Here is a 21987-nt window from a genome sequence, read left to right as displayed (position 1 = left end):
TTGAGACAGGGATCAAAACACCTTTTAAACAGCCAATTGCCGATAGTTTATCGGTGATTGGTTGTTTAGTTTAGTTTGGATACGAATATTGTTATAATAATGAATGTATTCTATGACAGTGCGTTCTACGATGGCGGTCGTAGTTCGATCAATGCTGTTAAGATAGAACGTTTCAGACTTTAGTGAGGAATGAAACGATTCGATGGAGGCATTATCAGCGGGCGTCCCTTTGCGGGACATGCTCATGGTAATGCCTTTTGTTTTAACAGCTTTTTGATACTCGTAAGATGTATACACAGAACCTTGGTCACTATGTAACACGCAGTTCTCAGGCAACATTGGCAGCTGATCAAGTGTGTCTAAGACAAAGGCTGTATCCTGCTTATCCCCAATCGTAAAAGCAATCACTTCTCCATTGTATAAATCCAATATACTGGAAAGGTACAATTGTTTCTGTCCATAAGGCAAATACGTAATGTCCGTTACTAGTTTTTCAAGAGGGCGATCAGACTGAAAGTTCCGATCCAATATATTATCGACCACGGCATATGGCTGCCCATCCTTCTTGCGCTTTTTCACCTTAACCCGGCACTGCCATTGATTTTTCTGCATAATACGTTGAACCGTTTTATGGTTAATATGCATACTCTTTTTTAGTATAGCTGTGATTTTTCGATATCCATATCGATACTTGTGCTCTCGGCACAACGTGCCGATTTGTTTTTCCAAATGGCGCTTGGGATGATCCTTCATCGGATTCTTCTTCCAGCGATAATAAGACGCTCGAGAGATACCTAAATGAATACAGATATCCTGTATGGTCATTGTGCTGTTCAATATTTCTACAAGTTCGACTGACGTTTCGCTATCAACTTCCTTTCCAATTCGTTGTACTTTTTTAAAACTTCATTCTGTTGTCTCAGGTAACGAATCTCTGCCTGCATTTTCTCTAATTCGGAAGAATACTCCGGACCTTTTCCGTAAGTGTATTGCTTTCCAACAGGCTGTTCGAATCGATGTGTATCCCCAGCCTTATGCCATCTAACCCATGTCTGAACCTGTGTCTTATTCTTAATATTCAACTCCTGCATGATCTCTTTCATAGGTACGCCTGCCAATCTCATTTCTACAGCCTTCTGTTTCACTTCAACCGGATAACTCACTCTTGTCCCCATAGAAAAAACACCTCCAAGTCTAATTTCGGATAACAATCATCCGTATTCAAACTTGAAGGTGTTTTTTATTTGTCTCATCTTATGGGGTCAGTCCCTACAAGGTGCTTTTTTATTTTCTTTTGAAGGAAACGTTGTACAGTACGTGCTTTATAACTGTTCTAGTTTATCCTCTAATTCTTTAATCCGCTCATTCAAAGCCTCTGTCATGGCTGCAAGTCTTTCCTTAGACGGCAGGTGGGCAAAATCAGCCTGGTGAAGCGGCTCACCGATAATCAGCCTCATTTTTCCTTTTTTGAACAATTCCTTTCCGCTTGAAGGGCCCTGATATGCAGCAGGAACGAGCGGCGCTTTCCCCATTTGCGCAATCGTTACCGCGCCTCTTTTCAAAGGCACGTCCTCAGAGGTTCTTGTTCCGCTTGGGAAGATACCGACGATCTCGCCTTCTTTCAGCAGCTTAATCGGTGTTTTAATACTGCTTGGCCCGGGATTTTCCCGATCAACCGGAAAGGCATGAATTTTCTTCAGAAACGAACCGATCCATTTATTTTGAAAAAGCTCTTTTTTCGCCATGTAGTGTATTTGATAAGGAAGAATCCCGACTCCGAGTGTGATCACATCAACCCAGCCGGAGTGTGTACACGCGATGACAAAACCTGAATCGGCCGGAAGGTTTTCTTTGTTATACACCTTCACTCCTCCGCGAAGAGAAAGAAGAACTTTTAAAGCATTTGCACAAAACTTATACATATCGCACTTCCTTTGTCGTAATCAATGATTCTTTCTGTTATCTATTATAACAATATTTTTTATTACCTGGTACTAATTTTTAAGAATTCTCCGGTTAAAACGCCAAAAAGCTGAGGATTCGTCCTCAGCTTTGTTATATTTCCTCTCTGGTCGGCGGTGCCATAAACTCCGGCCCGACCGGTTCTGATATCGTATGTTCCAAGATGTTGTTGATGTCTCTTTGATCTTCGCTGCTCAACGTCCAGCCTGTTATCTCAGATACAGCCTCAACCTGCTCAGGCTTTCTTGCCCCCCAAAGAGCAATATCCGCTCCCGGCTGATCTAAAATCCATCTGACGGCCAAGTGAATCACTGATTTTCCATATCGCGTCTTCGCCAGCTCATCCAATTGATTGACAGCAGAAAGGTACTCTTTAAAGCGGGGCTTCTGAAATTTCGGATCGTGATTTCTCAGGTCATCGCCCTCAAAAGTATAAGTTTCGCTCATTTTACCTGTTAACAGCCCTCTGCATAAACTGCCGTATAATAAAGTTGTGATCTGTTTGTCTTTCGCATACGGAAGAACATTCTCTTCGATTTCTCTTTCAAACAGATTATATGGAGGCTGAATCGTATGAAGCGGTGCTGCCGCTCGAAATGTAGCCATTTGCTCAACTGAAAAATTGCTGACGCCAATCGCCCGGATTTTCCCGGCGTCATATAATTCCTTCATGACTTCCGCCGTTTCTTCAATTGGCACAAGCGGGTCGGGCCAATGCACCTGATAAAGATCAATATAATCCGTTTGAAGCCTTTTCAACGAATCCTCAACTTCCTCTATGATCCTCGCTCTGTTCGCATGGCGGAAAAGCTGGTTGTTCTTCCAGTCAAGGGCCGTTTTCGTTGCGAGAATCACCTGATCTCTGCTGCCGTGCTCCTTGATCGCCTTCCCGACGATTTCTTCGGACTGTCCGAAGCCGTAAGCCGGCGCGGTGTCAATCAGTGTGATCCCTTGATCAAGAGCGGCGCGGATTGTTTTGATGGATGTTTTTTCGTCAGTGCCGCCCCACATGCTTCCGCCAATCGCCCATGTGCCGAGGCCTATTCTGGAGGCTTTGATTCCCGTATCTGCAATACTGGTATATTCCATTGTGCCACTCCTTCACTTTTTCACTATCTTTTCCCAGTTGAGAAAAATGTTAAACATTTCTCAGCACTATCTTTTAAGGCTATTTTTGGGTACTATATAGAAATGGTGTTTGATTAGGTATAAAAAAGCCGTTTGCACGTAATGTGCAACTTTAAACCTTTCTTATGCGTGTATAACATAGAGGGGAGAAAAGGCAGTGACGATCGATGAAATTTACCAATTGTACATGAATGATGTTTACAGGTTCCTGCTCTCCATGACAAAAGACAAGCATCTTGCCGAAGACTTGCTGCAGGAAACCTTTATGCGGGCATACATACACATTCACTCCTATGATCACAGCAAAGTAAAGCCCTGGCTTTTTCAAGTGGCGCGAAACGCCTTCATTGATTACGTCAGAAAGCATAAGAAAGAAGTAACGATTTCCGATGACATAATCGGAAGCCTCTTTCAGAATGCTGTTCAAAGCCCTGCCCATCAGGTAGAGATAAAGGAAGTGCTGACTGGTTATATGTCCGAGCTCCCTGATAATTATCGGGAGGCCTTAACGCTATATTATTTAAAAGAGCTAAATTACAAAGAAGCATCCCATATTATGAATATTTCAGAGGCGAATTTTAAAAGTGTTTTATTTCGTGCCAGACAGCGGCTGAAAGCACTTTATAATAGAGGTGTTAATGATGAATGAAGAATTTAAAAAGCGTTTTGATCAATATAAAAACGGAGAAATGAGCGACCAGGAAATGACTGCATTTGAGGAAGAACTTGAAAAGCTTGAAGTGTATCAGGAACTGATTGACAGTGAGCTGGAGGACGATCACGATTGGGATGTCGGCATCAGTCCTGAAAAACAAAAAGCGATTTTAGCTTACGGCAAACGTAAGTCTTATTTGCGAATTTCGGTGCTTGCCGTCATTTCGACATTAATGATTTTGCCGTTTTGCACGCTGGGAAGCTACCTCTATTACGGAATGGGAGGAAAACACAGCACCGGCAATGAATTTATGGAAACCGCCGCAGTCACTGTAGCCCTGACCATGCCGAATGTTCTTGTTAATACATCCGAACTGAAAAGCCAAGTGAAGCTGTTTGGTATGAATACGGAATTCCCGCTGCAAAAGCAGATCGGCACGAAGACGGCTGCCGTAGGGAATGAACGGGTTGAAATGTTTTATAACAAAGTAAAAGCGCCATCCGTTAACTACTATGACTTAGAAGCACATAAAACCGGACATTACTTTACACACCCATCAAATGCATCAGAACAGACAACCGCAAAAGCAGAAAAAACATTAAAGTCATTGCCTGAAGGAACGGTATCCGAGGTTTACCTTTCATATGACCGCGCATACCCGACGAAAGAAGTGTATAACAAGTTTAAAGGCTATGATGTCAGCTTTTTGTGGAATGCAATCGAAACAGAGAAAAACACAAATGAGCCAGCCTACACAGAACCACTTGGCTACCCTGGCAAGGATTCAAAATTCTTGGCTGCGCTTAATTCAAAAGGCAAGTCAAATGGCGATCAGTTTATCAACGCCTTGACATTCATATCCAAGCACGAAAAATGGGCGCAGGTCATTTCAAAACGAAAAGACCTGCATGTTGATAAGCGATTGGATTATGTAGAGAAAAACGGTGTTAATGTATATGGTTCGGTCGTTACAGGACCAACCAAGGAAATCCAGCGCATGCTGAAAAACAAATCTGTAAAATCAGCAAGTGTCGGCGAGGTGGAATTATGGAACTGGTAAGAATTTTTAAAGAACACAATGTATTCGGCTGGATCTCTGTCGGGACAGCGGTTCTGTCCCTGCTCTTGCTGAATTTGGCGATTATCAGCAACGTCACATTTTATTCCTATCAAATGCTTCCGTTCGCCATGGCTGCTGTTCCGTTTGGCATTATTGAACTCTTCATCAAGAGAGGACGCACAGGTCCCGGCCTGCTTGGCGTCATACTGAATCTCTTTGTGATTATTTGTGTGTATACCATTGTATCTGTTGATACCAATTTACAGTTTGGCTTTTAAAAAAGACGCCTGAAAAGGCGTCTTTTTTCATTACACCGGTTTTCGGAACAAATAGCTTTCTATAGCAAAACCCATTTTTTCTGTATAAAATCGATGTGCGTCTTTACGCTGAAGGCCAGATGAAAGACTGACAAAACCAAGTCCGGCTTTTCTCGCCCATTCTGCGGCATAATCCAAAAGCATTTTGCCGTATCCCTTTGATCGGCTAGGTGCCGTTGTCACTAGATCCGCAACCCACAAGTGCTCTCCTTTATGAATGGAAACCCTCGGCTGAGCGCCGCACAGCGCTCTGATTGCTGTATCTTCATATAAGGCAAACAACATATACGATTCTTTCTGCACACAGGCTTCAAGCCTTTGCAGATATGTCTCGATATCTAGCTCTGTTCTCAATTCACCCATGACCGGATACGATTCAGCCCATTCTTCTTTCGTGGTTAATTGTTTGATATGAATCATCTTCTCAATCCCCTTTCCTTTCGTTACAATGATCATAGCTAATAAATCGCATTTTCCAAATAGCCAATATCAGAAAAAATGACCCTGCCAGATAAAAAGGAGACACGAGATGGATGTCACGCCGTTTCTTGATAAAAAGAGCAAAACACCGCTGTATGAGCAGCTCTATAGCTTTTTCAAACAAGAGATTTCACATGCGAGAATCACAAAGGGAACAAAACTTCCTTCAAAACGCAGGCTCTCCAGCTTGCTCGATGTCAGCACGGCAACAATAGAACGAGCTTACGAGCAATTAAGTGCCGAAGGCTATGTCAAAAGCAAGCCGAAAATCGGCTGGTTCGCGGCGGAAGTAGAACCAGACTTTCCGTCAGCTCCTGACCATTTTCAGCAGTCTGCACAGCCTGACCCACCTAAAAAGAACGCACCTGCTATTGACTTTCATCAAGGCAATGTTGATCCCGCCCTCTTTCCCTTTAACGCATGGAGAAAAAGCATAGTAAAAAGTCTGGATCGCTATTCCGATTCGTTTCACACCTCTGGCGACCCTCAAGGAGAATACGAACTCAGGCACATGATTGCCCGGTTCGTCAGGCTGTCTCGGGGAGTAAATTGCGAGCCCGACCAGATTATCATTGGCGCAGGAACCACCGTGCTCCTGCAAATTCTTTGCCTTATGCTAAAACCAGGTACAAAAATTGGGTTTGAAGAACCGGGCTTTCACCGTTCAAGAAGGATGTTTGAAGCAAATCGCATGAATGTCATTCCGATTTGTACTGATGCAGAAGGCGTCCTGCCGGATGAGCTCTACCGCCAGAATCCGTATCTTATGTATACCACTCCTTCGCATCAGTTTCCGCTTGGGACCATCATGACGATAACCCGCAGACAGGAGCTGCTTGCATGGGCAGCAGAATCAAATTCATTCATTATAGAGGATGATTATGATGGGGAATTTCGCTACAGCGGCCATCCTATTCCGTCTTTACAAGGTCTTGATCCAAATGGCAGAGTCATATATCTTGGTACTTTCTCAAAGTCACTTCTGCCTTCCTTGCGGCTTAGCTTCATGATTGTGCCCCCTGAACTCATGAAATCGATCAAAAACAACAATCAGTTAATGAAGCAAACCGTCTCTGCCCACTTGCAATTCGCACTGGCAGACTTCATCAAAACCGGAGAGTGGCAAAAACACATAAATAGAATGAGAAGCTTATACCGAAAAAAACACGCTATCCTGTTAGAAGCCATCCGCTCTGAACTAGGAAACACCGTTGAGATTCTCGGTAAGAACTCGGGGCTTCACATCCTGCTGCGCCTTTTGTTTCCAGCAAGTGAGGAAGAAGCAATACAAGCAGCCGCAGACCACGGTGTAACCATCTATCCCGTGTCTCCCTCATATAAAGAACAGACGCCTTTTGCTTCTGTCTTAATCGGTTATGGCGGTTTGTCAGAAGAGGATATCAGGCTCGGCATCCAAAAACTGAAAACGGCATGGGTGCCGTTGATAACATCTTATTAAATAAAAAACAGGCCCCGGGAACGGAGCCTGTTTTTTAAAATGATAAAATTCCGATTAAATTTAAGAAAACGATAATAATGGCCAGCGGCACGATAAAACGAAGCAGATAAAACCATGTATAAAAGAATGCTTTACCTGCATTCGATCCGTTTCTCATTTCTGCCAAGAGCTCATGTTTCGGAATTTTGAGCGGAATAAATAGAGAAATTAAAAGAGCGCCTAATGGCATCAAAACATTGCTGACGGTAAAATCAGCCATATCAAAAAACGTTTTTCCGAATATGTGCACATCACTCAATACACCGTAAGACAAGCAGCATGGGATTCCGACCAAAAAGATCAAAATCCCGCTCGTCCATGACAGTTTTTTTCTCTTCCTTTCGTTTCCTTTTCCGATTGTGGCGACAATAATTTCAACCATCGAAAACGCTGAAGTTAGGGCCGCAAATAAAAACGCAATGAGAAAGCCGATAAAAAACAACGTGCCGAACGGAAGCTGTTCAAAAACGGCCGGAAGCACCGTAAACAGCAGTGTCGGACCTTCATTTGGCTGAAAGCCGAATGAAAAAACCGCCGGAAAAATGGCCAAACCCGCCAAGAGTGTCACAATAATATTCATCGCGACAATAGAAGCTGCCGAGCGCGGGATGTTTTGTGTTTTTGGCAGATAGGAGCTGTAAGTCACCATTACCGAAACCCCGAGTGTTAACGTAAAGAACGCTTGTCCCAGCGCGAATAATATGGATTCCGGAGTCAGATCTCCGAAATGAGGCACAAGCAAAAATTTCATGCCTTCCATTGCCCCAGGAAGCGTGAGGGACCGAAGAACGAGCAGAATAAACAATAAAAACAAAATCGGCATCATTACCGCGCTTACCCGTTCAATCCCTTTTTGAACCCCTCTGGCAACTACTAATACAGTCAGCACCATAAAAACAAACTGAGCCGCCAGTGTTTGGACCGGATTTTGAATAATAGAAGCAAAAAGAGCGCCATATTGCGTCTGGGTAAGCCCCGACAGTGAACCTGACGCTGTTTTCACGATATACAGCAAAATCCACCCTCCAATTACACTGTAAAACGACAGGACTAAGAAACACGCAGCTACGCCGACCCAACCTGTAAGAAACCAAGCGGATCGCGGCGCTTCTTTTTTATATGCATCAATGGCATTCGTCTGGTTCCGTCTTCCAAAAATGAATTCCCCCACTAAAAGCGGATAGCCTAAAAGGATGGTAAATAACACAAAGATAAGAAAAAAGGCGCCTCCTCCATTGGTCCCCGCTACATAAGGGAACTTCCAAATCGCGCCCAAGCCGATGGCCGATCCGGCGGCTGCCATGACGAAACCGATTTTCGAAGCCCATTGGACTGGTTTTTGTTCAGACAATAAACGTCACTTCCTTTCCAGCCTATATTATCTCTTATTTTTGTCTTCATTTCTATATATTCAGGATCAAGAATATAAAAGAGAGCGGCCTGAATCGCCGCTCTCTTCATCAAAAGGTTATTGATTTAATTTTGAATGCTTTCTTGAGTACAAGAAATAGATCACTAAGCCGATTAGCAGCCAGACAAAGAAACGGACAATCGTCACCCAGCCAAGATTTAAAATTAAGAACAGGCAGAACAGGATCGCCAGGCCTGGGATAACTGGGACCCCCGGGCATTTAAAGGCTCTCGGAAGATCCGGCTGTTTCTTTCTCAACACGATAACGGCGACAGAAATCAGCACAAACGCTGACAGCGTTCCGATGTTCACAAGCTTAGCAAGTTCATCTAATGGGACAAGTGAGCCGAGAAGCGCCGACAGCGTTCCGAAAAACCAAGTGGCGACATAAGGTGTTTTGTGCTTCGGATGCACCTTAGAAAGTGAACCCGGCACCAGTCCATCACGCGACATGGCAAACATGACGCGTGTCTGTCCGTAAAGCATGACGAGCATAACTGTTGTCATTCCCAAAACGGCGCCAATATCAATGATGCCTGCCACCCAGTTTTGCCCGGCGCTTTGAAGCACGAGAGAAACCGGATGATCTACACCCGCAAACTGAGCAAACGGGATAACCCCTGTCATGATTGCTGATACGATGACATATAAAATCGTGCAAGCCAATAAAGAAAAAATAATGCCTTTAGGCAGATCCTTCGCAGGATTTTTTGTCTCTTCCGCAGCAGAGGATACAGCGTCAAATCCGATAAAAGCAAAGAACACGAGCGCCGCTGCGCTGAATACGCCGCCAAAGCCCATCGGCATAAACGGCTGCCAATTGTGAGGCTTTACGTAAACGGCTGCCACTGCGATAAATAGCAGAACAACCAGCACTTTTAAGATAACCATGATGTTGTTGACTCTTTTTGATTCTTTAATGCCTAAATAAAGCAAAAACGTTATCGCCATGACAATGACAAATGCAGGAAGATTAAAAATGGTGAATGTACCTTTCACCGCCCCAGGTGCCGCTGTTAACGCAACAGGAAGATGAATGCCGAGCCCTGATAAAAATGATTGGAAATAACCAGACCAGCCGACTGACACCGCGCTTACCGCCAGCATGTATTCTAAAATTAAATCCCATCCGATAATGAAAGCCAGAAGCTCTCCCAATGTCGCATAAGTGAATGTATATACTGAACCTGAAACAGGCACACTTGAAGCAAATTCTGCGTAAGACAAGGCAGCGAATAAACAAGCCAGCGCGGCCACAACAAATGAAATGGTCAATCCCGGACCAGCCGTGACTGCACCTGTTCCTGTCAGTACAAAAATCCCTGTGCCAATAATGGCTCCGATTCCAAGCAACGTTAAGTCGAATGCCCCTAGTTCTCTTTTTAAAGATTTTTCACCGCTCGTCGCAGCGAGTAAATCTTGAATGCTTTTCTTCCTAAATACGCTCCCTTTCATTCCCCTTCAACTCCTAGAATCTATTTATTTATATTTTATTTGAATTTTCTGAATTCAATAGCGACAATGGTCATTTTTCTTTTTTCTGCTCTATTTGTACCGGTAGCGAATCATTCCTTTCTCCTACTCAATATTATATATAAAATCACAAAAAAGAAAACAAAATTTTTAGAAAAGTCGATAATTTTTTTATTTTAAAATATCTTCCAGCATAAAAAAAACCAGCCATCGCTGGTTTTTTCGTTCATTAAGTTGAAACAAAACGGCCTCCATTTACGTGAACGGTCTGCCCTGTCATATAGGAAGCCTCGTCAGACGCCAGCAGGACATAGGCGCCCGCATGCTCAACCGGCTGTCCCGCTCTTCCCATTGGGGTATCCAAGCCATGCTGCTTCACTTTTTCCTCAGGGAATGTTGCCGGAATAAGCGGTGTCCAAATCGGGCCGGGCGCCACCGCATTCACTCTGATGCCTTTATCCGCAAGGGACATCGCCATGGATCGCGTAAAGGAAACAATCGCACCCTTTGTGCTGGAATAATCAATTAACGCCGTATCCCCTTCATAAGCGGTAATCGATGTCGTATTAATAATGGCACTCCCCTCTGTCAGGTGGGGCAACGCTTTCTTCGTCATATGAAACATGGAAAAAATGTTTGTGCGAAATGTTTTTTCCAGCTGTTCTGTTGAGATATTGAGAATACTGTCCTGCGGATGCTGTTCAGCCGCATTGTTCACCAAGATATCAAGTTTGCCAAAATGGTCAACTGTTTGCTGCACAGCTTGTGCACAATGGTTCTCATCCCCGACATCTCCCGGAATCAGCAGGCAGCGGACATTTTCCTTTTCGATTCGTTTACGCGTTTCCTCTGCGTCCGAATGCTCATCTAAGTAAAGAATGGCAACATCTGCCCCTTCCTTAGCAAACGCAATCGCTGCGGCTCTTCCAATTCCGCTGTCGCCACCCGTAACGATCGCGGCTTTTCCTTTCAGTTTTCCGCTTCCCTGATAATCCCCGTCCTCAGACAGAGGCAGCGGATTCATTTCTGATTCAATGCCCGGCTGTCTGTCCTGATGCTGCGGCTCTTGCCCTTCTGTTTGTCTGTCCATTGGGTTCATATTCATCATCACTCCTAGACATGTGGTTGATATTGAACGTTACCACGCCATAGAAGCGAATAAACGACAAAGTGTGTTATGAAAGAACTTCTTCAGGAATGGCACCTGTATATTTCGCTGACGGACGGAAAATCATATTGTTTTCTGCCTGTTCCAGCACATGGGCGCACCATCCTACCATTCGGCTTGCTGAAAAGGTCGGTGTAAACAATTCATCGTCAAAATCGATCGCCTTCATGACAGCCGCCGCATAAAATTCAACATTTGTATACAGCTTGCGTCCCGGTTTGTAGATTTCAAGCAAACGAATTGCTTCTGCTTCTACATGCAGTGCAAGATCAAGATCACGGTCATTGCCGGCCACCTCTTCTGCTTTCTGCCTCAAGGCTTCAGCCCGCGGATCCTTCGTCTTATACACCCTGTGGCCGAATCCCATCAGGCGTTCTCCTTTTTCGAGTTTATCTTTCAAATATGCTTCAGCCTTATCTTTTTCTCCAATATCTTCAAGCATTTTTGTCACCGCAGAAGGAGCGCCTCCGTGCAGCGGGCCTTTCATCGTGCCCAGAGCGGCAGTAACGGCTGACACTAAATCACTTTCTGTAGATAATGTGACCCGTGCCGAAAAAGTGGAGGCGTTCATACCGTGCTCCATGGCAAGAATCATATAAGTTTCAAGCGCTTTCTTCTTCGCCTCTGAAGGCTGTTCACCCGTGAGCATATAATAGTAGTTTTCGACATGTCCGTACTGGGAAGATGGCGAAATAGCTTGTTCACCGCGCGCCCATCTTTTTCTGTACGCGATAATGGAAGGCGTGATTGCAATCATCCGAATCGCTTCTTCTGTTTTCGGATAGAACGTGTAAGCATTTTCCCCCAATGCTGAAACAACCGTTCTCAGCACCGACATGTCGTCCATGTTGTTTGGCAATGACTGAATCAAACGCTCAATGTGTTCCGGCAGATGCCGTTCTGCAGCGAGCTTCCCTTCAAACGTCCATAATTCTTCAGATGAAGGCAGTTTTCCAAATAAGATCAAATAAGCGGCTTCTTCAAAGCTGTGATTCAGCGCGATGTCTTTTGCATGATGGCCTCTGTAAATCAGACGGCCCTTTTCGCCGTCAATATGGCTGATGGCTGTTTCTACACAAGTAATTCCCTTTAATCCGTAATGTACCATTTGTATTCCCCCTATCCTTTTCTGTTATTATAGTAAATATAATATTTAAAAAATATTGAATATTTTAAAGGGAATTAATTAAAATTATTAATCAGAGGGAGAATCGAAATGGATTTCAAATGGCTTCACACCTTTGTGACCGCTGCAAAATATGAAAACTTCCGAAAAACAGCGGAAACGCTTTTTTTATCTCAGCCTACTGTGACCGTGCATATTAAGCAATTGGAAAAAGAAATCAGCTGCAAGCTGTTCGAGCGGAAAGGCAGGCAGATTCAGCTGACTGATGAAGGCAGGGCTTATTTGCCGTATGCGCTCAGGCTTCTTGACGATTACGAAAACAGCATGGCAGAGCTTCACAGAGTGAGACAAGGCTACTCTCAAACCTTACAGCTCGCGGTTTCTCCGCTAATCGCAGATACAGTGCTTGCTTCCGTCATGAAACGATACACAGCAATAAATACAGAAACGGAAATGGCAGTAACGATTTTTGAATCGGCGGAAATCGCCTCGCTGATTAAAGCCGGGGAAGCGGATATCGGACTGAGCTGTTTAAAGGTACAGTCCTCCTCTTTAACCTGTCACTGCTTATATAAAGATCCTGTTGTCCTTGTCGCTCCGCCCGATCAGCGTCTCATAGAAAACAAAGAAATTGATGCCAAAGAGGTGCTGGAGCAATACCTGCTTTTGACCCACAATCATCCTGATTACTGGGACGACTTGCTCCGTCAAGTCAGAGTGACATTTCCATTTGTGAGAACAATGAAGGTCACTCAAACACATATAACGAAACGGTTTATCAAGGAAGGGCTGGGCGTTTCATTTTTGCCTTTATCTACAGTAAAGCGTGAATTAGCAGAGAAACAGATGATCAGGATCCCTTATCAGTCTGTACAGCTGCCCTATGCGGGCGCTTACGCAATTGCCCTTTATGAAAATAAGAAAGAAAAAAAATTTTTGGATTTTTTATCACATTTTCATTTTTAGGAGCAACCAAAACGGATGTGCTCCGTCTAATGAAAAAAACCCGTTCCAATGAACGGGTTTCCTTCTCATATTAGAATCTTTTCGCACCTAGGTAACGAGGCTTCCAGTAGCTGTTGTTCAGGCTGCTGATTTGCACGCCGTCAGATCCCGCATGAACGAAACTGTTGTTTCCGACATAAATTCCCATGTGAGAAGGGCCGGATTTATATGTTGTGAAGAAGACAAAATCACCGACAGACGGGCTGGAAATGCTCTTCATAGAACTCCAGTAACCAGCAGTGCTTGTTCTGCCCGCACTTGTTTGTTTATTCAGTACATACCAGATGAATCCGCTGCAGTCAAAGCCGGAAGTTGTCGTTCCGCCCCATTTGTACGGCGTTCCGATTAACGCTTTTGCATCTGAAACAAGCTTGCTCACATTAAGTGATGTAGCAGATGTTTTGCTGCTTGAAGATGATGAAGGTCTGGAAGAAACCGTTTTGGAGCTTGTGCTTGTTCCTTTTACTTTCAACACTTGGTTGACATAGATGACATCTGATTTTAAGCCGTTTAAGCTTTTTAATTTGCTGACTGTCGTGCCGTATTTGCTCGCAATTTTAGAAAGGCTGTCTCCGCTCTTCACTTTATAAGTAGAAGCTGAAGACGTTGATACCTTTGATGAGCTAGAGCTTGTTGAGCTTGTTGACCCTTTCAGTTTCAGAACTTGTCCAATGCGGATCAAATCTGATTTTAAGCCATTCAGCTTTTTCAGTTCACTAACTGTCGTGCCGTATTGTTTTGCGATTTTAGACAGACTGTCCCCGCTCTTTACTTTGTATGTAGAAGAGGATGAAGAACTGCTGCTTTTTGAGCTTGCAGATTTGCCGTTAATCGATAAAGTCTGCCCCGCAAAAATGATGTCAGAACGAAGATGGTTTTCCGATTTAATTTTGCCGATTGTTGTGTGGTATTTTCTTGAAAGATCCCATAACGTGTCGCCTTTTTTCACCTTGATGCTTTGTGCAGATGCCGCTCCTGCAAATAATGTCGAACCTAAAACAACTGCTGTCGTAGCTGTAATGATTTGCTTTTTCATATTTTCCTCCCCAAATAGTAAATCTATCTATATGTCTCTCTTTTTTTAAATTAATCTTATTGTTTTCTATTATAAGGATAGATTCCCAACAGAAACAGTCTTGACTTCATGTGACAAATTTCTTAATTATTCGTTCTTAAAAAAAGTTTTTAAGGGTATTAAATATTTCATTTTCGTTTCAAAGGTGACAAAAACCACGTGCTTTTGTCATGTTTTATGGGGGTTTTTTCAATATGTAGGAAATAATCGGGAAAATTCAGGGTTAACTCATTTATCGGAAGAACGTGCGAAAAAGAATAGTCGAGGAAGCTGCGGTGATTCGCAGTTTTTTTATTTAAACAAACATATCATGCACGGGCTCAAGAGGCAAAGATTTTTCTAAAAAATGAATGCTTTCCATCAAATAAGGCAAGATAACGAAACAGCCGTATGTAACAACATTCCCCTAACATGTTAAACAGACTACATAAAGGAGGCATGCAAAATGAATTTGTTTCAAAATATGAAAACAAAACTTTTGCCTATCGCCGCTGTTACTGTCCTTACAGCTGGAATCTTTGCCGGAGCCGAGCTGCAGCATACCGAAAAGGCAAACGCCAAAAAACAAGACAAGACCGAAATCAAAAATGTCATTGTGATGATCGGCGACGGCATGGGGACACCTTACATAAACGCCTATCGTTCCATGAAAAATAACGGAGAAACACCAAATAACCCGACATTAACTGAATTTGACCGGAACCTGACAGGCATGATGATGACGCACCCGGATGACCCTGATCATAATATTACAGATTCAGCAGCCGCTGGAACAGCATTAGCGACAGGCGTCAAGACATACAACAATGCAATTGGCGTCGATAAAAACAGAAAAAAAGTAAAATCTGTACTGGAAGAGGCCAAACAGCAGGGCAAATCAACAGGGCTTGTCGCAACATCTGAAATTAACCATGCCACTCCAGCCGCTTACGGCGCCCACAATGAATCACGGAAAAACATGAACCAAATCGCCAACAGCTATATAGATGACAAAATAAAAGGCAAACAAAAAATAGACGTTTTGCTTGGGGGCGGTAAATCGTATTTTAACCGCAAGGACAGAAATGTAACAAAGGAATTCAAACAAGCCGGCTACAGCTACGTGACAACGAAACAGGCACTGAAGAAAAATAACGATCAGCAGGTGCTTGGGCTTTTCGCAGACGGAGGGCTGGCTAAAGCGCTCGACCGAGACAGCAACACACCGTCTCTCAAAGACATGACGGTTTCAGCCATTGACCGCCTGAATCAAAATAAAAAAGGTTTTTTCTTGATGGTAGAGGGCAGCCAAATAGACTGGGCGGCCCACGACAATGATACAGTAGGAGCCATGAGCGAGGTTAAAGATTTTGAACAGGCCTACAAAGCCGCGGTTGATTTTGCGAAAAAAGATAAGCATACGCTTGTCATTGCAAATGCTGATCATACAACCGGCGGATTCACCATTGGTGCAAACGGCGAAAAAAATTGGCACCCGGAGCCGATTCTCGCAGCGAAAAAAACACCTGAATTCATGGCCAAGAAAATCAGTGAAGGCAAACCGGTCAAAGATGTGCTCACACGGTATACAGATCTGACATTTACATCCGAAGAAATCAAAAGTGTTCAAACCGCTGGACAAGCTGACAAAAGCAAAGGCGCCTACAAAGCCATCATCAAGATTTTCAACACACGATCTAACAGCGGCTGGACAAGTACCGATCATACCGGTGAAGAAGTGCCGTTATACGCGTATGGCCCCGGAAAAGAGAAATTTCGCGGACTGATTAACAATACCGATCATGCACACATCATCTTTAAGATTTTAAAAACTGGAAAATAAGAAGGATGCAGAACGCTGCATCCTCTTTTTTATAGATATCTGCGGTGAACACCATTTCCATCGTACGAAAACATAACTTCTTTATCCTCAAGCACAGACTCGATGTGCACGCTTCTCCCCCAAAGCTGGAATAAATAAGGAAGCACTTTCTCTAAATATTTCAAATCCAGCTCTATGCCTTCATACCAATGCTTAATATAGAGCTCGTTATTTTTCATATAGTCGCCATCGTTTACCGTCAAATACGGAAATCCCCCGTTTACCCGCATGCTCACGAGCTGGTCGCGCACCGACTTCCATTCTTTATCGACGATTTTATAATCTCTGCCCTGCTTTTGAAACAAATAAAGATCCTCGCGCATGACTAAGTCTTTTGTTAAATAATTGCGGATGAACGAAATATCGGATTCAATTTCCCTGACCTCAAACATCTTCTCCCGGCCCGAATCAGGCTGAACGCCCATTTTCTTCATTTCTTCCGTCGGATTGTTGTACCGCTCTTCAATGTCTTCAAATATTTTCAGCCCTAAATAATAAGGATTGATGCCTGTTTTAGACGGCTGAACGACACCTGCATTCAGCTTGGCGAACTCTATCGCTTCATCAGAGGTTAAATCAAGCTCACGTATAATTCGCTGGTGCCAATACGAAGCCCAGCCCTCATTCATAATCTTTGTTTCAAGCTGGGGCCAAAAATACAGCATTTCCTCTCTCATCATCGTTAAAATATCACGCTGCCATGGCTCCAGCTCCCGGGAATGCTCCTCAATAAAAAGCAGAATATCTTTTTCCGGACGCGGCGGGAAAGGTTTTTTCGATTTTTTCACTTGTTTTTTCGGTTTCTTCTCATCCAAGGACCATAGATCATCGTACGGCGTCGCTCCTTCTTCCATTTCCTCTTCCTCATCATCCACACTCCATAAGAGCTTCGGACGGACCAAGGACGGATCGATATGCTCCTGAATCGACAGAATGGCATCTAAAAAAGCCTCTACTTCCTTTATCCCGTGAACCTGTTCATAGTGCTTGATCCGTTCGGCCGTTGCCGCCATGCTTTCCACCATATCGCGCTTCGTGTTTTGGAATCGGCAGTTGTTTTTGAAGAAATCACAATGGGCGAGAACGTGAGCGACAATCAATTTATTTTGGATGAGTGCGTTGCTGTCCAGCAAAAAAGCGTAGCATGGATCTGAGTTAATAACCAGCTCATAAATCTTGCTTAATCCAAGATCATAATGCAGCTTCATTTTGTGAAACTGCTTGCCGAAGCTCCAGTGGCTGAATCTTGTCGGCATCCCGTACGCTCCGAATGTATAGATAATTTCAGCCGGGCAGATTTCATATCTCATCGGGTAGAAATCAAGGCCGAAGCCTTTTGCAATTTCGGTAATTTCCTCAATTGCCCGCTGTAATTCCTTCTTCTCCTCCGCGTTCAACCGAATCCCCCCTACTTGGACTTATCCTTATCTATAATGTATGAACCCGCTTGACAAAAGATGATAGCCTCACTTGAGCAGCAAAAAAATTCCCCGGCACATTTAGCCGTTTACCAATTAAATTAATGGGTAAAAACACACCATATTACGAAAAAAGGAGCGATACCAATTGAATGTAGCAGACATGTTTTCCTCTTATCTCAGTAGACTGCCAAATGTAATCATTGCTTTACTCGTCTTATTAATCGGATGGGCTATCGCTAAAATCATTGAAAAAGCGGTGTACAAAGGGCTCAAAAAAACAAAATTTGACGATAAACTTTTTGCTGGGAAAAAGCCATCACGCTATTCCTCGGAAAAAGTCATAAGCAAGGTTGTTTATTTTATCGCATTGATTATCGTCTTTATTTTATTCTTTAACATTTTGCACCTGACAACAGTGGCATCACCGTTTGTCAGCATGCTTTCCGCCATTACAGCCGCTATCCCAAGTGTGCTGAAGGCCGGACTCATTCTGCTGTTAGGATGGGCTGCTGCCTCTGTATTAAGCTTCCTTGTCAAAAAAATCGGGATGAAGCTGAACACGAGTGACAAACTGCGCAAGTGGAATTTGGTATCTGAAGGAAAAGATATTCATCAGGCAGTCAATGCCGCTTCAAAAATTGTCTTTTATCTCGTGCTGCTTGTGTTTCTGCCAGGGGTCTTATCTTCTTTGAAAATTAGCGGCATTTCAGGGCCGTTTACAAACATGATGGAAAGCGTGCTCGCTTTTCTGCCGAAATTATTTGCCGCCGCGCTTATCGTTTTAATCGGCTGGCTTGTGGCTCGCCTCGTACGTGACATTATTACGAATTTCCTTGCAAGCATCGGCACGGAACGATTCGCCGCACGTATGGGTTTATCTATTTACTTAAAAGATACAAGCCTTTCAGCAGTTATCGGAACAATCGCCTATGTGCTGATTTTAATACCGGTTGTCATTTCAGCGCTTGACCAGCTTGATGTCGCCGGCATTTCGAAACCGGCTGTCTCCATGCTGAATACCATTTTAAACATGCTTCCGAATATCATTATTGCCATCGTGCTTGTTTTAGCGGGTCTGTGGGCAGGAAAATGGATAAACACCATGGTGTCCGGGTTGCTCCATCGCGCAGGCTTTGATTCTGCCTTAGGGAAAATGGGCATGGGAGACGGAACGCCCGCCAAGCTGTCCTTGTCTCAAGTTGTCGGTATGATTGCGCAAATCATCGTCATCCTGCTGTTTACAGCCGAGGCGCTGCAAATTGTTCAGCTTCACTTCCTCGTAGAGATTGCGACCGGCATCATCGCGTATCTGCCGAATGTCCTTGTCGCTGTATTCATTCTCGGCATCGGCCTTTACGCGGGAGAATTGGTGCGAAAAGTGCTCGCAAGCATCATCAAAGGCCAGGAATTCAAGTCTTTAGCCGCCATTGCTAAATATACGGTTATCGCACTTGCGTTCTTTATGGCCCTGGATCAGCTTGGTGTCGCTGCCACAATCGTTAATTCCGCATTCATCATTGTGCTAAGCGGCTTCGCACTTGCTTTCGGTTTATCCTTCGGTCTTGGCGGAAAAGATTTTGCATCACGTTATCTGTCTAGATTTGAACGCAAAATGCAAAACACCGAGATTGATAAAAACAGTAAAAACCAAAACCCGCCGAATAACATGTAAACAAAAAACGTGCACCCAGCAGGGTGCACGTTTTTTCAACTAATTCCTTTTTTTTCATTTTTCAATCGATTATGATATGATATAGAAAATGTCTTATTTTGAGGTCTTATTATGAAGTTAACAAATTACACAGATTATTCATTAAGAGTATTGATTTTTCTGGCTGCAGTACGTCCCGGAGAACTTTCAAACATAAAACAGATTGCCGAAACGTATTCTATTTCCAAAAATCATCTCATGAAAGTCATATACAGGCTTGGTCAGCTCGGCTATATAGAAACGATCCGCGGACGAGGCGGCGGTATACGCTTAGGAAAGGCCCCTGAAGACATCAACATCGGTGAGGTTGTCAGAAAAACGGAAGACGATTTTAATATTGTTGAATGTTTTGACGCGAACAAGAATCTCTGTGTTATTTCTCCAGTGTGCGGCTTAAAACATGTGCTTAATGAAGCGCTTATAGCCTATCTTGCAGTTTTGGACAACTACACACTGCGCGACCTTGTCAAAAACAAAGAAGACATCATGAAGCTTTTAAGAATGAAGGAATAGATAAGATTCCTTCTTTTTTATGCCCTTTTTCCCCATTTTTGTTAAGATAATATGGCGGTTTTAAAAAAAAGGCAAAACGATGGAGCAAACGTGCCGATATAAAAAAGAAACAGCAAATTCAAAATCATTGGGGGAAAAAGGAGAGCTCAGATGAAAAAGAAATTAGCAGCAGGGCTGACAGCATCTGCGATTGTCAGTACAACTTTAGCAGTGACACCAGCTGATGCAGCAACGATTAAGGTCAAAAGCGGAGATTCTTTATGGAAACTGGCACAAACCTATAACACAAGTGTGGCGGCCCTCACATCCGCCAACCATCTGTCATCTACTGTTCTGTCGATCGGCCAGACGCTGAACATTCCGGGCAGCAATTCCGGCACTTCATCTACTTCAAGCTCAACAACGAAGAAGAGCGGAAGTTCTGTTTACACAGTCAAAAGCGGCGATTCGCTTTGGCTGATCGCAAATGAGTTTAAAATGACGGTGCAGGAACTAAAAAAAGTAAACGGACTAAGCAGCAACATGATTCGTGCGGGACAGAAATTAAAGGTGTCCGGTACAGTTTCCTCAAGCTCCAGCTCTAGTCCAAGCACTAGTTCCAGTAAAAAAAGCAGTTCCAATAAGAGCTCAAGCTCTTCATCTTCTGCCGGAACCTATAAGGTGCAGCTTGGAGATTCACTTTGGAAAATTGCAAACAAGGTCAGTATGTCTGTCGCTGAATTGAAGGTCTTGAACAACTTAAAATCAGACACCATTTATGTGAATCAAGTGTTAAAAACAAAATCAACGGGTTCTGATACGTCTTCCAAAGACACTCAATCTCATTCGGACAAACCTTCACCAACAACGACATACAAGGTGAAAAGCGGCGATTCGCTTTGGAAAATTGCAAACAGCTATAACCTGACCGTACAGCAAATCCGAAACAGCAACAATTTGAAATCAGACATGCTGTACGTCGGACAAGTGCTGAAGCTGACAGGCAAAGCATCTTCAGGCACTTCTTCATCGTCGTCTTCTTCGTCAAATGCGAGCTCTGGCACGACGACTACATATACGGTGAAAAGCGGAGATTCCTTGTGGGTGATTGCTCAAAAGTATAATGTGACAGCTCAGCAGATTCGGGAGAAAAACAATTTAAAAACGGATGTCTTACGGATTGGCCAAAAGCTGGTCATTGCCGGAAAAGCTTTATCTTCAGGCTCTTCTTCATCCGGTTCTACAAGCACGTCCAGCTCAACTAGCGCTAAAATTAACAAAATGATCGCAGCCGCTAAGGAGCAGCTTGGAGTTCCGTATCGCTGGGGTGGAACGACTCCGAACGGATTTGACTGCAGCGGTTTTATGTACTATGCACTGAACAAAGTCACATCCGTATCAAGACTAACAGCCGCCGGATATTGGAACACAATGAAATCGGTCAGCCAGCCAGCTGTCGGTGACTTCGTTTTCTTTACAACCTATAAAGCAGGCCCTTCCCACGTCGGAATTTATCTTGGAAACGGGCAATTCATTAATGCCAATGATTCCGGCGTTGTGATTTCCAATATGAACAACTCTTACTGGAAACAGCGCTATCTCGGTGCAAAACGTTATTTCTAAAAACAGAAACTGTATGGCCTTTGCGGCTGTACAGTTTTTTTGTTTAGAGCCTAAAGACGTTGATGCTGATCATATGCTTTGTCACCGGATGAAAATAGACTTCGGCCCGAACAGAAAAGATATTGTTATTCTGTCTGACGGTCACCCGGAAGACATCTTTCGTCTGCTCATCATTTACCTCGGTACGCCCCATATAAGCGTAATCAGAAAATGCAGCGCCCTTATATTCATCCTGAATTTTGCTCCAGGCGAGCTGTTCCCACTTTTGAACGGACTCATTTGTGTCCGCTGAATGCCCTTTTGCAGCCATTGATACAATGATCATGCCGCAAAAAAGAAGCGCAATGGTATACGGCATTGATTTCATGTGTTTTTAGTCTCCTGTAACCAGAATATGTTCTCTCATATGATTTCCAAAAGCGATGGCTTCATTCAGGCATTTTGATTTTATGTCTCCCTCATATTGCTACCCTTGTACTTGTGCAGACGCCAAGTTTTGCCCCGACAATAATATAGGATGC

Annotated in this window: 20 protein-coding genes; 9 read left to right on the top strand and 11 right to left on the bottom strand. The window is 43.7% G+C overall.

Annotated features, from left to right (window positions below; genetic code table 11):
• Positions 1-24: 24 nt before the first annotated feature.
• The 3 genes from G4P54_RS05095 to G4P54_RS05085 all read right to left on the bottom strand — a co-directional run bounded on the left by G4P54_RS05095 (position 25) and on the right by G4P54_RS05085 (position 3051).
• A protein-coding gene (locus G4P54_RS05095) for an IS3 family transposase (protein ID WP_167871594.1) occupies positions 25-1175 on the bottom strand; the annotation gives its coding sequence in 2 pieces (ribosomal slippage) (positions 25-902 and positions 902-1175; 1152 coding nt in all).
• A 147-nt stretch (positions 1176-1322) separates the two neighbouring features.
• Positions 1323-1922, bottom strand: coding sequence for a 1-acyl-sn-glycerol-3-phosphate acyltransferase (locus G4P54_RS05090; protein ID WP_024712846.1), 600 nt, complete (start codon positions 1920-1922; stop codon positions 1323-1325).
• Positions 1923-2055: 133 nt separating this feature from the next.
• Positions 2056-3051, bottom strand: a complete 996-nt coding sequence (locus G4P54_RS05085; RefSeq protein ID WP_167871976.1) for an aldo/keto reductase — start codon at positions 3049-3051, stop codon at positions 2056-2058.
• 196 nt (positions 3052-3247) lie between these two features.
• Between G4P54_RS05085 and sigM the strand changes: the two genes are divergently transcribed.
• Genes sigM through G4P54_RS05070 form a run of 3 tightly spaced genes read left to right on the top strand, consistent with a single transcriptional unit; the run spans position 3248 to position 5083 of the window.
• Positions 3248-3739 carry an RNA polymerase sigma factor SigM gene (gene sigM / locus G4P54_RS05080; protein ID WP_024712844.1) on the top strand — a complete coding sequence of 164 codons (492 nt, stop codon included), beginning with the start codon at positions 3248-3250 and terminating at the stop codon, positions 3737-3739.
• On the top strand, positions 3729-4805 hold the full coding sequence (locus G4P54_RS05075) for an anti-sigma factor (RefSeq protein WP_167871975.1): 1077 nt from the start codon (positions 3729-3731) through the stop codon (positions 4803-4805). The genes sigM and G4P54_RS05075 overlap by 11 nt, the downstream gene beginning before the upstream one ends.
• Complete coding sequence (locus tag G4P54_RS05070) at positions 4793-5083, top strand: anti-sigma factor (RefSeq protein WP_167871974.1); 291 nt, start codon at positions 4793-4795, stop codon at positions 5081-5083. Before G4P54_RS05075 ends, G4P54_RS05070 begins: the two co-directional genes overlap by 13 nt.
• A gap of 30 nt (positions 5084-5113) precedes the next feature.
• On the opposite strand, the gene G4P54_RS05065 is transcribed toward G4P54_RS05070, so the two are convergent.
• Positions 5114-5542, bottom strand: a complete 429-nt coding sequence (locus G4P54_RS05065) for a GNAT family N-acetyltransferase (RefSeq protein WP_024712842.1) — start codon at positions 5540-5542, stop codon at positions 5114-5116.
• Between the two features lie 109 nt (positions 5543-5651).
• On the opposite strand from G4P54_RS05065, the gene pdxR reads away from it, so the two are divergent.
• Positions 5652-7061 (top strand): MocR-like pyridoxine biosynthesis transcription factor PdxR, encoded by a 1410-nt coding sequence (gene pdxR / locus G4P54_RS05060; protein ID WP_167871973.1) that lies wholly within the window; start codon positions 5652-5654, stop codon positions 7059-7061.
• 34 nt (positions 7062-7095) lie between these two features.
• Here pdxR and G4P54_RS05055 read toward each other — a convergent pair whose 3' ends face one another.
• From G4P54_RS05055 to citA, 4 genes are all read right to left on the bottom strand, one after another.
• Entirely contained in the window at positions 7096-8451 is a 1356-nt protein-coding gene (locus tag G4P54_RS05055) for a sodium-dependent transporter (RefSeq protein WP_167871972.1), read from the bottom strand.
• 117 nt (positions 8452-8568) lie between these two features.
• The gene (gene bcaP / locus G4P54_RS05050) at positions 8569-9966 is read right to left on the bottom strand and encodes a branched-chain amino acid transporter BcaP (RefSeq protein WP_024712840.1); all 1398 of its coding nucleotides are present in this window, start codon (positions 9964-9966) and stop codon (positions 8569-8571) included.
• A 247-nt stretch (positions 9967-10213) separates the two neighbouring features.
• Positions 10214-11083, bottom strand: coding sequence for an SDR family oxidoreductase (locus G4P54_RS05045; RefSeq protein WP_167871971.1), 870 nt, complete (start codon positions 11081-11083; stop codon positions 10214-10216).
• A 76-nt stretch (positions 11084-11159) separates the two neighbouring features.
• Positions 11160-12260, bottom strand: a complete 1101-nt coding sequence (citA, locus tag G4P54_RS05040) for a citrate synthase CitA (protein WP_024712838.1) — start codon at positions 12258-12260, stop codon at positions 11160-11162.
• 108 nt (positions 12261-12368) lie between these two features.
• Between citA and citR the strand changes: the two genes are divergently transcribed.
• Complete coding sequence (gene citR, locus G4P54_RS05035) at positions 12369-13244, top strand: transcriptional regulator CitR (RefSeq protein ID WP_167871970.1); 876 nt, start codon at positions 12369-12371, stop codon at positions 13242-13244.
• 70 nt (positions 13245-13314) lie between these two features.
• Here the strand turns inward: citR and lytE are convergent, their stop codons facing one another.
• Positions 13315-14319, bottom strand: a complete 1005-nt coding sequence (gene lytE, locus G4P54_RS05030; RefSeq protein ID WP_167871969.1) for a peptidoglycan endopeptidase LytE — start codon at positions 14317-14319, stop codon at positions 13315-13317.
• A gap of 484 nt (positions 14320-14803) precedes the next feature.
• Here lytE and phoA point away from each other — a divergent pair, with 484 nt between their 5' ends.
• A complete protein-coding gene (gene phoA / locus G4P54_RS05025) occupies positions 14804-16180 on the top strand; it encodes an alkaline phosphatase PhoA (RefSeq protein WP_167871968.1) in 1377 nt (458 codons plus the stop codon).
• 29 nt (positions 16181-16209) lie between these two features.
• On the opposite strand, the gene spoVR is transcribed toward phoA, so the two are convergent.
• Positions 16210-17616, bottom strand: coding sequence for a stage V sporulation protein SpoVR (gene spoVR / locus G4P54_RS05020; protein ID WP_024712834.1), 1407 nt, complete (start codon positions 17614-17616; stop codon positions 16210-16212).
• Positions 17617-17785: 169 nt separating this feature from the next.
• Between spoVR and G4P54_RS05015 the strand changes: the two genes are divergently transcribed.
• From G4P54_RS05015 to lytF, 3 genes are all read left to right on the top strand, one after another.
• The gene (locus tag G4P54_RS05015) at positions 17786-19312 is read left to right on the top strand and encodes a mechanosensitive ion channel (RefSeq protein WP_167871967.1); all 1527 of its coding nucleotides are present in this window, start codon (positions 17786-17788) and stop codon (positions 19310-19312) included.
• 111 nt (positions 19313-19423) lie between these two features.
• Positions 19424-19864 (top strand): nitric oxide-sensing transcriptional repressor NsrR, encoded by a 441-nt coding sequence (nsrR, locus tag G4P54_RS05010; protein ID WP_167871966.1) that lies wholly within the window; start codon positions 19424-19426, stop codon positions 19862-19864.
• A gap of 150 nt (positions 19865-20014) precedes the next feature.
• Positions 20015-21466 carry a peptidoglycan endopeptidase LytF gene (gene lytF, locus G4P54_RS05005; RefSeq protein WP_167871965.1) on the top strand — a complete coding sequence of 484 codons (1452 nt, stop codon included), beginning with the start codon at positions 20015-20017 and terminating at the stop codon, positions 21464-21466.
• A 43-nt stretch (positions 21467-21509) separates the two neighbouring features.
• On the opposite strand, the gene G4P54_RS05000 is transcribed toward lytF, so the two are convergent.
• A complete protein-coding gene (locus G4P54_RS05000; protein ID WP_167871964.1) occupies positions 21510-21833 on the bottom strand; it encodes a YqzG/YhdC family protein in 324 nt (107 codons plus the stop codon).
• Positions 21834-21987: the final 154 nt, after the last annotated feature.

It is taken from the genome of Bacillus tequilensis (assembly GCF_012225885.1).
GTDB lineage: Bacteria > Bacillota > Bacilli > Bacillales > Bacillaceae > Bacillus > Bacillus tequilensis.
This window is presented reverse-complemented; position numbering and strand designations above follow the sequence as displayed.

Excerpts from the sequence above, each read along its gene's own strand:
- G4P54_RS05090 (WP_024712846.1), bottom strand. The coding sequence starts at position 1,922 with ATGTATAAGTTTTGTGCAAATGCTTTAAAAGTTCTTCTTTCTCTTCGC.
- G4P54_RS05085 (WP_167871976.1), bottom strand. The coding sequence starts at position 3,051 with ATGGAATATACCAGTATTGCAGATACGGGAATCAAAGCCTCCAGAATA.
- G4P54_RS05075 (WP_167871975.1), top strand. The coding sequence starts at position 3,729 with ATGATGAATGAAGAATTTAAAAAGCGTTTTGATCAATATAAAAACGGA.
- G4P54_RS05070 (WP_167871974.1), top strand. The coding sequence starts at position 4,793 with ATGGAACTGGTAAGAATTTTTAAAGAACACAATGTATTCGGCTGGATC.
- G4P54_RS05065 (WP_024712842.1), bottom strand. The coding sequence starts at position 5,542 with ATGATTCATATCAAACAATTAACCACGAAAGAAGAATGGGCTGAATCG.
- pdxR (WP_167871973.1), top strand. The coding sequence starts at position 5,652 with ATGGATGTCACGCCGTTTCTTGATAAAAAGAGCAAAACACCGCTGTAT.
- bcaP (WP_024712840.1), bottom strand. The coding sequence starts at position 9,966 with ATGAAAGGGAGCGTATTTAGGAAGAAAAGCATTCAAGATTTACTCGCT.
- G4P54_RS05045 (WP_167871971.1), bottom strand. The coding sequence starts at position 11,083 with ATGAACCCAATGGACAGACAAACAGAAGGGCAAGAGCCGCAGCATCAG.
- citA (WP_024712838.1), bottom strand. The coding sequence starts at position 12,260 with ATGGTACATTACGGATTAAAGGGAATTACTTGTGTAGAAACAGCCATC.
- citR (WP_167871970.1), top strand. The coding sequence starts at position 12,369 with ATGGATTTCAAATGGCTTCACACCTTTGTGACCGCTGCAAAATATGAA.
- lytE (WP_167871969.1), bottom strand. The coding sequence starts at position 14,319 with ATGAAAAAGCAAATCATTACAGCTACGACAGCAGTTGTTTTAGGTTCG.
- phoA (WP_167871968.1), top strand. The coding sequence starts at position 14,804 with ATGAATTTGTTTCAAAATATGAAAACAAAACTTTTGCCTATCGCCGCT.
- nsrR (WP_167871966.1), top strand. The coding sequence starts at position 19,424 with ATGAAGTTAACAAATTACACAGATTATTCATTAAGAGTATTGATTTTT.
- lytF (WP_167871965.1), top strand. The coding sequence starts at position 20,015 with ATGAAAAAGAAATTAGCAGCAGGGCTGACAGCATCTGCGATTGTCAGT.
- G4P54_RS05000 (WP_167871964.1), bottom strand. The coding sequence starts at position 21,833 with ATGAAATCAATGCCGTATACCATTGCGCTTCTTTTTTGCGGCATGATC.